Source organism: Micromonospora sp. DT201, assembly GCF_049841575.1.
Taxonomy (GTDB): domain Bacteria; phylum Actinomycetota; class Actinomycetes; order Mycobacteriales; family Micromonosporaceae; genus Micromonospora.
Genome location: NZ_JBNCKP010000008.1, coordinates 141,563 through 153,659, shown reverse-complemented (window position 1 = coordinate 153,659; position 12,097 = coordinate 141,563). Strand labels below are relative to the sequence as shown.

The following is a 12,097-nucleotide window of genomic DNA, read 5'->3' as shown; positions in this document are numbered from 1 at the left end:
AGCTTCATATCGAACCAACAGCGCCATCTAAAGGTAGCCGACAAACTAAGTCAACCGGTTGCTTGAACAAACTGTGGGTGCTAAGAAGCTGACGTGACGATTGACGACGCGCCACGCGAAGCTGTCCGCGGCGGCCCCCGGGAGCTGCTGCGCTGGGTGGCCACCGGAGCGGCCGTCAGTCGTGCCGACCTGTCCCGCCTCTCCGGGCTGTCCCCGTCGACGGTCTCCCAGCGGGTCGAGGCGTTGATCAACCAGGGGCTGTTGGAGGAGACCGGCGCCGGGCGGTCCCGAGGTGGACGACGACCGCGCCAGCTCGCCGTGCCGACCGGCGGGGCCGTGGTCGGCGCCATCGACCTCGGTGCGCATCACGCACGCGTCGGCACACTTGATCTCTCCGGACGGGTGGTCCAGGGCCGCACCCTGCCGGTACGCATCGAGGACGGCCCGGAGCAGGTGCTCGGCGCGCTGCTGGCCGAGGTCGCCGCGTTGGCTGCCCCTTCCAGTGCCCCGACGGCCTCCGGCGTCGCCTCGCCATCGACCGGATCGACGACGGCCGACGGCGCCGCGGGCGCGCTGCGAGGTCTCGGCATCGGCATCCCCGGCCCCGTGCAGCACGCCACCGGACGGATCGTCAGCCCGTCCCGAATGCCCGGCTGGAACGGCTTCGACGTCGCCGCGTTCTGCGCCGGCCGGGTCGACGTGCCGGTCATCGTGGACAACGACGCCAACCTGATGGCGCTCGGCGCGCACCGCACGGCGCATCCCGAGCTGGACCACGCCGTCTACATCAAGGCTGGCACCGGGATCGGCTCCGGTGTGATCTCCAGTGGACGGTTGCACCGGGGTGCGCAGGGGTCGGCCGGGGACATCAGCCACTGCCGGGTGGCGGCTGATCCCGCGCCGCTGTGCAGTTGCGGCAACGCCGGTTGCCTGGAGGCGGTGGCCAGCGGCGCGGCCCTGGTCACCGCGCTACGCGACCAGGGCGTACCGGTCTCCGACCTGACCGGTGTGATCCGCCTGATCGACGACGGCGACCGCCACGCCACGGCGCTCGCCCGGCAGGCCGGCCGAGCCATCGGCGAGATCCTGGCCGTCGTGGTCAACTTCTTCAACCCGCAGGTGGTCGCCATCGGTGGCCGACTCGCCGACTGCGAACCGCTGCTGGCCAGCATGCGCGCCACCCTCTATGAGCGGTGCCTGCCGCTGGCCACCCAGACCCTGCTCATCGAGCGGGTCGCCACCGGCCAGGACATCGGCATCACCGGCGCCGCCCACCTGGTGATCGACCACGTCGTAGCGGCGCATTCATGATCGACACCATCTCGCCGATGTAGCGGTATCCGCGCAGCCCGGACACCGCCACGTCGGCGAACTCGTGATGATCAGGCAGGGCCACTATCCGCCACACCCGCCGGGGCACGGCGGCCCTCGACCTGCGCGACCTCGGCTGACCCGGAGTCGGCCTGTCAGCCCGGGCGCGACGAGTGGGCGGACACGGCACTGCCCGGCGGGCGCGTCTCCGCGCCGGCCGGGCAGCCTTCCTGTCTTGATCAGATGCTGTCGGTCAGGCCCTGCAGACCCTTGAGCATCTCGGCGAAGTCGAGGGTCTCCGCCGTCGGCGGCGTCTCGATGGTCACCGCCTTGCCATAGTCGGTGTAGTCCATCACCAGGTCGCCCAACGGGCCCATCTTCAGGGCCGCCCGGCGGGGTCGGTACTGCTCGTCGACCCACAGATCAGTGGTGATGTCCTTGACGCCCATCTTGGTCATCTGCTGCTCGACGCCCGCCCGCAGCTTCGCGTCGAGCTGCGCGAGGTAGGTCGCCATCGGCGTGGTGACGGTGTAGTGGACGGTGGCCGCCCCGTTGACCGTCTCCTGCCCGACCGCCTTCGTGCCCTCGGTGGCGAGCAGCGTCTTGACCTGCTTGGTCGGGTCGATGTCCTCGAACTGCTTGCCGAAGTTCATCCCGGCCTGCTTGCCGGCGGCGGTCAGGTCCATCTTCATCCAGCGCTTGCCGTCCATCTCCGCGCGGTCCTCCGCCGGAATCTCGACGTAGATGACCGCGCCGACCATCCGGACGATGGTCGTGGTGCCGTCCGGGTCCGTCGTCGTCATCTCGGCCTTGACTGGGTCGCCGAGGTCCAGGACGCCCTTCATCGAGACCTTCTCGCCGCCCGCTGCGCCCGTCATCGTCACGGTCACCGAGTCGCTCTTGTCGGTGGCCTCGGCTGTCTTCTGCAGCGATCCCTTCAGGTCACTGGCCAGCAGCTCCAGGACGCTGGGCTGCTTCGGCGCGTCGGACCCGCCGGACGTCGTGCCGCACGCGGAGACAGCGAGCGCGGTTAGCGCCGAGACCGCCACCGCCACGGACTTCTTGCCAACTGACACGTACACGCCTCTTCCCGCAGGAATCCGGGCTCTCCCCGAATTGATCGACGACACGCTAGCCCACGCGACCGACATCCGCGGACCGTGTTTCGCCGACGATCCTGTGTCGGGCGCGACTCCGGTGGTTACTCCGGGACTCGGCGGACGTGCCCGGGCCGCGTCGGGAGGCGTACCGAAGCTGCGAGCAGTGTCGGGGCTCGGGCCGCATCGCGTACCCCTGATATCGGTGTGGTCTGCGCGGCCTGCGGCGGGCGGGCGCGGTCGTGGCCGACTCCGACACGCCATCGCTTTGGCTGGCCAAGCAGTGGCGACCAGACCTGCCAGCGACGCAACGACACGAGCTGGAGGCCCACGCCATCCTGCGGGCCGACCACGCTCCCCGGCGGTTGGTGCTGCCCGATCCACCGCCGCGCCCACGGTCGACCCGGCCGCCCGGCTGGCCCGGCTCTGCGCGTTGGCCGACCTGCTGCTGCTCGACCTGGTCGTCGAGCCCGCCGGTCGCCCCTGCCGTGGACGTCGACCAGCTTGAACGCCGCGTCCTGGCCGACTGCGTCGATGCGGCCAACGGTGACGAACCGCCCGGCGCGCAGGCCCTCTGGCGGGACGGCCGCTGGTGGCACACCACCCTTCGCGTCGGCGAGCCGGTGGAGACCTTCGCGGAGCAGCCCACCGGTCAGGTGCTTCGCCGCGTGGACGTGCCGGTGACCCGCAGCTACGCACCACCTGACCCGCCCTGGCTGGGTGAACCTGTCGCCCGGCGGCCCTGCCCGGACTGCCGGCCACCCAGCCGGCTACGCGCCTGCGGCTGCCGGCTCGGCGGTCGTCCCGCCGACCCCGATTGCCCGCACTGCTGTGGCGCCGGCCTGCGCCCGTCCGCGCTGCACTGCTTCACCTGCGGTGACAACCGCTGCCTGTACAAGACCTTCTGGTCACCGTCACCGACCTGCGGCACCGGGTCGTGCACCTGGCCTGGCAGGCCGGCACGCCGGAGGTCGCCCCACTGGTCGCCACCCAGCCCAATGGTCGGCCCGTGGTCCAACTCCCCAGCCGCTATCGGCTCGGCTCCTGGGCTGCCGTCCTCGGCGGTCGACCCGAAGGCCTCGCCGATGCCGACGGCGGGCACGGGCTCGGCAGGGACCTGCGTGACGGGTACGTCACCCTGCCCTGGGCCGGGGCCGACCCGGTGGGGGAGCAGGTGCGCAGCGCCGGGCGCGGCACGGCAGCGGGCCGCCTGATCGTGGTGGCGGCACCCCAGGACGCGCCGCCGCTGCCCGAGCTGCTGCGGCTCGCACTCGGCCTCGACCTGGCCCTCGTGGTGGGCGTGTACGACCTGCGGCACCACGCCATGACCCGTTGCTGGCCGACGGCCTGCGCTGGTCGGTCGAGGTGAAGCCGCGCGACGCGGCCGTGAGCCCCGACGACCTGCCGTACCGGCCGAGCCTGGTTGCCGCCCTCGCATGGGGCTGGGAATGCCTGACCGACGCCGTCGCCAGTGCTGCCCTGACCGACCCGGCGACACCGATCCCGGTGCCCTGGTCCGGGGCGCGCGGCATCGTCGCCGACCTTGAGCCGGTTCTGCTGCGACTGGCCGCTCTGCACGCCGGGCAGGCCGTCGCCGTGCGCTTCACCCGTGCCGGCTGCACGGTGCACCGACACGACGACGACGGCGTACGCCTCCTCGCCGAAGGCCCCGACCTGCGCGATCTCCGATTGACGTGAGAGCTGGGGGAACATATGTTCGACCATGTGGGGGGATCTGAGGTGCGCCGGGCTTCTCTGCCGACTCCGCGTGGCCGGTGGGCCGGACGGCCGGGAGTTGCCTCTACGATCAGGGGCATGGACCGGGCGACGGTGGAGCGGGCGGCGCTGGTCGCGTTGCTGCGGCAGCCCGACCTCAAGTGGGCTGATGCCGTGCACGACGCTCAGGAAAGCGGCAGCGCACTGGGAGTCCTGCACCGGGTCGTCGGGCGGGCCGACACGCTCTTGCCCGACAACCGCTCGGTCGACTCGCTGATCGAAGCCGCGGTCGGCGACTTCGCAGGTTGGCAGGCCGAGGGCATCGCTGTGCGGGCCTTCTTCGACGACGACTACCCCGCCCAACTGCGTGACATCCGCGAGATGCCGCCGGTGCTGTTCGCACGAGGCGAGCTGCGACCCGATGCTCGGGCCATCGCCGTGGTCGGCAGTCGCGAGGCCAGCGTTCGGGGAGTCGAGATCGCCAGCTCGGTGGCACGGTCACTGGCTCTCCGAGGCGTGACAGTGGTCAGCGGTCTGGCGAGAGGGATCGACACCGCAGCCCACCAGGCGGCACTCACGGCAGGGGGGCGCACTGTCGCGGTCATCGGCACCGGTGTCCGTCGCTACTACCCGACGGTCAACCGTCCGCTCCAGGAACATATCGCAGAGGTCGGGCTGGTGCTCAGCCAATTCTGGCCGGATGCTGCACCGACGAAGCAAAGTTTCCCGATGCGTAACGCAGTGATGAGTGGCTACGCCGCTGCCACCGTGGTCATCGAAGCCGGCGAGCGCAGCGGAGCCCGGATTCAGGCGCGGCTCGCTCTTCAGCACGGCCGGCCTGTGGTACTGACCAGTCAGGTTATGCAGCACGACTGGGCACGCGCCTTCGCCGACCGGCCCGGCGTCCACGTGGCGCACGGGACCATGGACCTGGTGGAAGCCGTCGACGCCATCCTTGACCGATCACCGGCCGCGGCTGAGTTGGAGGGCTTCCCTGAGTTCGCCAGCATCTGACCCGTGGGCCAGGGTCCGGGAGTATGTCGAGACCCAGCGGAACTTCCTCCGGAATCCCCTGCCCGTCCTCCCCTGGATCTGCCCGACGTGTCGCGGCGTCCGCACTACCGGGTTCGAGTACTGCTACCCCTGCCAGGAACAGCAGACAGAGTCCGACGGCCTGCTCGCCGACGCGGTAGTGCTAGCGCTGCTGCTGCTGTTCCTGCACCGGCACCTCGACTGCGTTGCTGGTCGCCTGGGCGGTGCGCCGACCCACGTGGTTGTCGTGCCGAGCACCCGGGGGAAGGCGCATCCGCACCCCCTGCAAGATCTGATCGGGGACCGGCTTCGGCTGCCGTGGCTTGCGGCGCTGCCCAGTCCCCGCTACGGATCTGAAACGCGGACGTTCCAGCGCGACTGGTTCACGGTCCAGCTTCCAGGGCAAAGCGGCAGCATTCGGCCGCTGATCCTCGATGACACCTGGACGACCGGTTCTCGGGCGCAGTCACTGGCGTATGCGTTGAAGAAGGCGGGCGCGCCATCGGTAGCGGTTCTGGTGCTGGGGCGGCACATCAGGCCGGAGCATGCGGCATCCCAACCGCTACTGAAGGCGATCGAAGATCCGATGTTCGACCTGTCTGCGTGCGCCATTGAACGATGAGCGTGGATCTGCGGGTAGGGTCGGCGGCTTTGCGGGCCGCGACTGTCGGGTCCCGCGAAGGCTGCGCCCCTCCACAGACGGGCAGAGAAGGGGCGCAGTCGGGTGTCGACCTACGTAGTTGTCGCTTCTCCGGGACTCGGCGGTAGGCGCTGTCGCTGCGGTCCAACCGGCGTCCGTTGAGAAACAAGGCGGGTGAGCAGGCCCTGTACGGCAGGCCCTTCCTCAGGACGAGGAGAGGGCCCGCCGCGTTGCTGCCTGTCAGGTCAGGCCGCGGGCAGGCTGGTGAACACCAGCGGCCCAGATGGTCCCGGCGCACCACCGTTGGGATATCCCCACGATGCGCTGTTGCCCGCCGCGGTGGTGAGCGTGAAGCCCACCGTGTACGTCCCCGGCGGCAGGTAGCTGAAGGACACCGACAGCGAGACGTGCCCGTCGGGCCCGACCTGGATACCGCCGTGCGACCCACCCACGGAGTGACCGAGTGAGTTGTAAATGGTGGTGCTGGCCCCGATCACCGGGGCGAGCGTGACGTCGTCGATGGTGACGTCGAGACGGATGCCATAGGGCACGTCGCCCGGAACGGCCTCGGTGCGGCTCAGTGCTGCTGCGATCGCCACCGGCCGGGCCGTGTCGGGCACCCGAGTTGCCTGCAGGTCGAGCGCGGGCGCGCCGTAGTAGGCGCCGTACACCGAGACCGAACCAGCCGCGTCGGTGAGCACGATGCCGTCGATGGTGCAGGAGTCGCTCAGGTCGCTCATCACCACTGGGAGTGAGTACGTGCCGGCCGGTCCCTCGGTCAGCACCTGGTTCCAGGTCGAGCAGCCCCCAGTGATCTCGAGAGTGGCGGTCAGTTCGCCCTGTACTCCGCTCCCAGCGAACGCCAACGTGGTCGTTGCCCGCTCGCGCCAGTTGTTGACCTGGGTGGGGGTCAGCGCGAACCCGGAGGCGCTGATCGCCTCGTTGCGGGTGACCTGCACCGTCGGCGTTTCGAGGCCGGTGTAGCGCTTGGTGTTGCCGGCCCGGTCGGTCAGGCTGACCGCCTTCAGCTTCCAGTCGCCGGTGGGGCTTCCCTTCGGCAGAGTCACTGGCACGGTGCACTGAGCGAACGAGGGGTCCGAGGTCTCGTTGTCGCCGCAGAGAAAGGCGCCCCGGTTGTTGTACCCAACGGTGATCGGTGCGACGACCTCGGCGGTGCCCGGACCGTCCAGCACGAGGCGACCCTTCCAGAGACCCGCGCCCGGTTCGTCGAAGATGAGCAGGGAGTACCGCAGGATCACGCCGGAGCCATCGTCGTAGACCTGACCCCTGGTCGGTGAGTCGAGCCAGACGCTCTCGATCGTCGGCGGTGTGGTGTCGGGGGTCTGGGTGGCGGCCAGCACGGCAGCCGGGCTGATCTTGTCGCCGGTCAGGGTCCGGGTGGTGCCCTGGTCGTCGGTCGCGGTGATCTTTGTGACGCGGTAGGTCACCGGCGCGGCCGGACCGTACTCGGTTACGAAGAATTCGTACGCGTAGGACGAGCTGGCGATGTCACCCGTGGACGGCCCGACGATGGGCCAACCGCCGTCGAGACCGAACCGGATCTGCTCGACCGGCCCTAGTGCGGTAGTGCCGCTGTAACGCTGCACGTAGATGCTGCCGGTAAGGTCCCGGGCGGTGGTCGACGTGTCGGTCACCGTCCAGTTGAGATTGACAGTCGTGCCGCCGGTGGTGGTGTCGACCTGGTCCGTCGCGAACGCGATACCCGAGAACGCGATCTTCGGCTTTGGGGCCGCGACGGCCGGTGCGGCAACCGCCGCGAGCAGCGCCGTGACAGCAGTGACAGTTACCAGGATCCGTGAGATTGCGCGAAGGCGCGCAGCAGCCATGTGTGCTCCCCGTTGGGCGTTCGACCGGACCGTCAAGATCCATGATTGCGCGCAGCGTATTGGACGCTGCCCGCGCGGGGAACACGAATTCGGCCAGTCCCTCGCCTACTCCGGGACTCGGCGGTAGGCGCCGTCGCTGGCTGAGGTGGCCATCGAGGCGTACGCGCGCAGCGCCGCCGACACCGGGCGCTGCCGATCGGTGGGGGTGTACGGCTTGTCGCGCTTCTCCTCGGCCACCCGTCGCGCCTCCAACTCGTCGGACGGCACGTTCAGCTCGATGGACCGACCCGGGATGTCGATGACGATCTCGTCACCGTCGCGGACCAGGGCGATCAGCCCGCCGGAGGCCGCCTCGGGGGAGACGTGCCCGATGGAGAGCCCGGAGGTGCCGCCGGAGAAACGGCCGTCGGTGAGCAGCGCACAGGAGCGTCCCAGCCCACGTCCCTTGAGGAATGAGGTGGGGTAGAGCATCTCCTGCATGCCGGGGCCGCCCTTGGGCCCCTCGTACCGGATCACCACGACGTCCCCGGCGACGACCTGCTTGGCGAGGATCGCGGTCACCGCGTCGTCCTGCGACTCGTAGACCTTGGCCGGGCCGCGGAAGGTCAGGCAGTCGTCCGGCACGCCCGCGGTCTTCACGACGGAGCCTTCCGGGGCCAGGTTGCCGTGCAGGATCGCCAGCCCACCGTCGGCGGAGTATGCGTGCTCACGGTCCCGGATGCAGCCGCCAGCCGCATCGGTGTCCAACGTGGACCACCGGTTGGTGGTGGAGAACGGTTCGGTGGTGCGCACCCCTCCCGGCGCGGCGTGGAACAGCTCGACCGCCGTCGGTGTCGGGGTGCCGCCGCGCACGTCCCAGTCGGTCAGCCACTGGGCGAGCGAGGGGGAGTGCACGGCGTGCACGTCCCGGTTGAGCTGCCCGGCGCGGTCCAACTCGCCGAGGATCGCCGGGATGCCGCCAGCGCGGTGCACGTCCTCCATGTGGTAATTCGGCGAGTTCGGCGCGACCTTGGCCAGGCAGGGCACTCGCCGGGAGATGGCGTCGATGTCGGCGACGCCGAAGTCCATCTCCGCCTCGCGGGCGGCGGCGAGCAGGTGCAACACCGTGTTGGTGGAGCCGCCCATCGCCACGTCCAGGGCGACCGCGTTCTCGAAGGCGGCCTTGGAGGCGACGGTACGCGGCAGCACCGAGTCGTCGTCGCCGTCGTACCACCGCTTGGAGATCTCCACGACGGTCCGGCCGGCCTCGACGAACAGCGACCGGCGCGCGGCGTGGGTGGCAAGCGTCGAACCGTTGCCGGGCAGCGCCAGCCCGATCGCCTCGGTGAGGCAGTTCATCGAGTTGGCGGTGAACATGCCGGAGCACGAGCCGCAGGTCGGGCAGGCGGATCGTTCGATCTCACCGAGTTGCTCGTCGGTGACCGCCTCGTTGGAGGAGGCGATCATCGCGTCGATCAGGTCGATCTTGCTGTGCACGACGCCCTCGATCGCCATCGTCTTGCCGGCCTCCATGGGGCCGCCGGAGACGAAGACGGTCGGGATGTTGAGCCGCAACGCGGCCAGCAGCATCCCGGGGGTGATCTTGTCGCAGTTGGAGATGCAGACCAGGGCATCCGCGCAGTGCGCGTTGACCATGTACTCCACTGCGTCGGCGATCAGCTCCCGGCTGGGCAGCGAGTAGAGCATGCCGCCGTGGCCCATCGCGATGCCGTCGTCGACCGCAATGGTGTTGAACTCCCGGCCGACCCCGCCGGCCTCGGCCACCGCGTCCGCGACCAGGCCACCCATGTCCTTGAGGTGGACGTGACCAGGCACGAACTGGGTGAAACTGTTGGCGATGGCGACGATCGGCTTCCCGAAATCGTCGTCGGTCATCCCGGTGGCCCGCCATAGGGCCCGGGCGCCGGCCATCGTCCGACCGTGTGTGGAGGTCCTCGACCGCAGCTCAGGCATGCGTACCAGCATGGCACCGCCGCGACGCCGGCACGTCCCCGTATTCGCCGTGTCCCAACAGTTGCACACCCAACCCCCCACGGCGTGCACGCATCCGGCACTCTTGGAGCGTGCATCTCCCCCCGGGCATGGTCGCTGTCGCGGCGCTCAGTGGGCTCGTCGCGGCTGCGGCCGCCGTGCTGCTGACGGCGGTGGCCCGACGGCGCACGGGGCGGCGTCGGCCGGCACACGTGCTGCTCGCGGCGGCCGCCGGGGGTGCCCTGCTCAGCCTGCTGGTCGGCGTTGTCGCCGCGCTCAGCGCGAACGACCACTGGGCCCACGAGCAGGGGCAGCGTACGGGCTGGGCGACCGTGGTGGCGATCGGCACGGCGGTGAGCGGGCTGGCCTTGGCGGCCGGTCTGCTCCGGCTGCCCGGGGTGGCCACCACCGCCGCGGGAACCTCGCGGCTCGCCCTGGACGGCTTGGTCATGGCGGCCGCACTGTGGTTCGTCGGCTGGGTGCTCTTCTCCGAGCCCACCCGGTTGCTCGGCGCCGCCACCCCGATGGCCTGCCCGGCGATCCTGGTGGCCACGGTGAGCGCCGCGCTCGGTGCCGGGCTCGCCGTGATCGTCATCTTCCGGGCCGCTGCCCCACGCCGACGGCTCGCCGCGCTCGGCGTCGGCATCAGTGCGGTGACCTGCGGTGGGCTGGGTCTCAGTGCCGGGCTCTGTCAGGCCGGGCCGACCGTGACGCTGACCGGTGCGGCGGTGCTCGCCGCCGGCCTGCTGACCGTCGCGCTCGCCGTGCACCGGGCCGATCGGCCAGGTCAGGTCGAGTTGGACCTGGTCGGTCGCGACGGCGAGTACGCGATCGCCCCGATGCTCGCGATGGCCGCCTCGGCGATGTACCACCTCGCCCAGGACGGCCGGTTCACCGCGGCGGGCATCATTGCCGGCAGCGTCGAGGGCTTCGCTCTGGTGGCACGGCAATACCTCACCCTCCGCGACGTCCGGGGGTACGCGGACCGCCTGGCCGAGCGGGAGGCGCACTTCCGCGAGCTGGCGCACACCGACCCGCTGACGTCGGTGGCCAACCGTCGTGGGCTGCTCCGCGCACTGCACGACAGCGCCGCGGCGGGTGCCCCGTGCGTGCTGCTCGGCCTGGACCTGGACGGCTTCAAGAACGTCAACGACATGCGTGGCCACGACGTGGGCGACGCCGTGCTGGCCGAGGTGGGCCGGCGGCTGCGCGGCAACCTGCGCCCCGGCGACGTGGCAGCCCGGCTGGGCGGTGACGAGTTCGCCGTACTCATGCAGGGTCGGCCAGCCGAGGCGGACCGCGTCGCCGAGCGGTTGCTCGGGGTGCTCAACCGGCCGTACGACGAGCCGGAGGGGCCGGTCTTCCTGTCGGTGAGCATCGGCGTGGCCGGCTGGGCCGGCGAGCCGGATGTGGAGCTGCTGCTGCGCCATGCCGACCTGGCACTGCGCTACGCCAAGCAGCGCGGCAAGAACCGGATCGAACGCTACGACGCCGCGTACGACCGGTTGCTTCGCCGGCGTACGACGGTGGAGCACGAGCTGCGCGGCGCCATCGAGCGCGAGGAACTGCGGTTGGCGTTCCAGCCGGTGGCGTCGCTGCCGTCGGTGCGGCCGGTCGGTGCCGAGGCGTTGCTCCGCTGGCACCACCCCGAGCTGGGCAACGTCGGTCCGGACGAGTTCATCCCGCTCGCCGAGGAGTGCGGCATGATCGCCCCGCTGGGCGCCTGGGTGCTGCATCAGGCCTGCTACCAGCTCTCCCGTTGGCTGGCGGACGGGCACGACGTCTGGGTGTCGGTCAACGTCTCCCCGCGTGAGCTGCACGCCCCGGAGTACGTGGTCCAGGTCGCCGAGGCACTGCGCGCCCACCACGTGCCGCCGCAGCGGCTGGTGCTGGAGGTCACCGAGCACGCGGTCGCCACCGACCTGGACGAGCTGATCCGGCGGCTGACCGCGCTGCGGTTGACCGGCGTCCGGATCGCGTTGGACGACTTCGGGGCTGGTTACTCCTCGCTGGGGCAGTTGCGCCGGCTGCCGATCGACATTCTGAAGATCGACCACAGTCTGGTGGCCGAGCACGAGCCGGTCCGTCCGGTCGGCCAGGACGGTCCGGCGTTCGCGCCGATGGTCGACATCGTCATGCGACTGGGCCACCAGTTGGGCCTGGAGGTGATCGCCGAGGGGGTGACCGCGCCGACCGAGCTGGCTGCCGTGGTCGCCGCCGGCTGCCGGTTCGGCCAGGGCGCGCTCTTCGGGTGGGGGGTGCCGGCCGAGCACCTGGAGGCGATGCTGGAGGCGGCCACCTCGCCGGGTGCGCGGCCCGCGCCAATGCCCGCGCCACGCCGGGTTCCGGGCGGGTCCGGGCAGCTCAACCCACCTGCCGATGGTGCGTCGCCGGCCGACGCGCCGACCTCCGTTGACCAACATATGGGATCAGTTGACTCAGCGCGTGAGATGCGTCAGGCTTAGCCGCATGTCGTCGTACCG

The 12,097-nt window shown here is 70.6% G+C and carries 9 protein-coding genes; 6 read left to right on the top strand and 3 right to left on the bottom strand.

Annotated elements, in window-relative coordinates:
* Positions 1 to 93 precede the first annotated feature (93 nt).
* Complete coding sequence (locus ACLQ28_RS16300) at positions 94 to 1,311, top strand: ROK family transcriptional regulator (RefSeq protein WP_425687106.1); 1,218 nt, start codon at positions 94 to 96, stop codon at positions 1,309 to 1,311.
* 239 nt (positions 1,312 to 1,550) lie between these two features.
* Here ACLQ28_RS16300 and ACLQ28_RS16295 read toward each other — a convergent pair whose 3' ends face one another.
* A complete protein-coding gene (locus ACLQ28_RS16295; RefSeq protein ID WP_425687105.1) occupies positions 1,551 to 2,393 on the bottom strand; it encodes a hypothetical protein in 843 nt (280 codons plus the stop codon).
* A gap of 952 nt (positions 2,394 to 3,345) precedes the next feature.
* Between ACLQ28_RS16295 and ACLQ28_RS16290 the strand changes: the two genes are divergently transcribed.
* The 4 genes from ACLQ28_RS16290 to ACLQ28_RS16275 all read left to right on the top strand — a co-directional run bounded on the left by ACLQ28_RS16290 (position 3,346) and on the right by ACLQ28_RS16275 (position 5,778).
* Complete coding sequence (locus ACLQ28_RS16290; protein WP_425687104.1) at positions 3,346 to 3,777, top strand: hypothetical protein; 432 nt, start codon at positions 3,346 to 3,348, stop codon at positions 3,775 to 3,777.
* Entirely contained in the window at positions 3,741 to 4,106 is a 366-nt protein-coding gene (locus ACLQ28_RS16285) for a hypothetical protein (RefSeq protein WP_425687103.1), read from the top strand. The genes ACLQ28_RS16290 and ACLQ28_RS16285 overlap by 37 nt, the downstream gene beginning before the upstream one ends.
* Positions 4,107 to 4,223: 117 nt before the next feature.
* Positions 4,224 to 5,138 (top strand): DNA-processing protein DprA, encoded by a 915-nt coding sequence (locus tag ACLQ28_RS16280; RefSeq protein WP_425687102.1) that lies wholly within the window; start codon positions 4,224 to 4,226, stop codon positions 5,136 to 5,138.
* Positions 5,139 to 5,316: 178 nt separating this feature from the next.
* Complete coding sequence (locus tag ACLQ28_RS16275; protein WP_425687101.1) at positions 5,317 to 5,778, top strand: hypothetical protein; 462 nt, start codon at positions 5,317 to 5,319, stop codon at positions 5,776 to 5,778.
* A gap of 263 nt (positions 5,779 to 6,041) precedes the next feature.
* Here the strand turns inward: ACLQ28_RS16275 and ACLQ28_RS16270 are convergent, their stop codons facing one another.
* Both ACLQ28_RS16270 and ilvD read right to left on the bottom strand, forming a co-directional pair.
* Positions 6,042 to 7,643: a hypothetical protein gene (locus tag ACLQ28_RS16270; protein WP_425687100.1), complete on the bottom strand. Its 1,602-nt coding sequence runs from the start codon at positions 7,641 to 7,643 to the stop codon at positions 6,042 to 6,044.
* A gap of 105 nt (positions 7,644 to 7,748) precedes the next feature.
* A complete protein-coding gene (ilvD, locus tag ACLQ28_RS16265) occupies positions 7,749 to 9,596 on the bottom strand; it encodes a dihydroxy-acid dehydratase (RefSeq protein WP_425687099.1) in 1,848 nt (615 codons plus the stop codon).
* 128 nt (positions 9,597 to 9,724) lie between these two features.
* On the opposite strand from ilvD, the gene ACLQ28_RS16260 reads away from it, so the two are divergent.
* Complete coding sequence (locus tag ACLQ28_RS16260) at positions 9,725 to 12,079, top strand: putative bifunctional diguanylate cyclase/phosphodiesterase (RefSeq protein WP_425687202.1); 2,355 nt, start codon at positions 9,725 to 9,727, stop codon at positions 12,077 to 12,079.
* The last annotated feature ends 18 nt before the right edge of the window (positions 12,080 to 12,097 follow it).

Coding starts and splice junctions, on each gene's coding strand:
- ilvD (WP_425687099.1), bottom strand. CDS start 9,596: ATGCCTGAGCTGCGGTCGAGGACCTCCACACACGGTCGGACGATGGCC.
- ACLQ28_RS16270 (WP_425687100.1), bottom strand. CDS start 7,643: ATGGCTGCTGCGCGCCTTCGCGCAATCTCACGGATCCTGGTAACTGTC.
- ACLQ28_RS16280 (WP_425687102.1), top strand. CDS start 4,224: ATGGACCGGGCGACGGTGGAGCGGGCGGCGCTGGTCGCGTTGCTGCGG.
- ACLQ28_RS16260 (WP_425687202.1), top strand. CDS start 9,725: ATGGTCGCTGTCGCGGCGCTCAGTGGGCTCGTCGCGGCTGCGGCCGCC.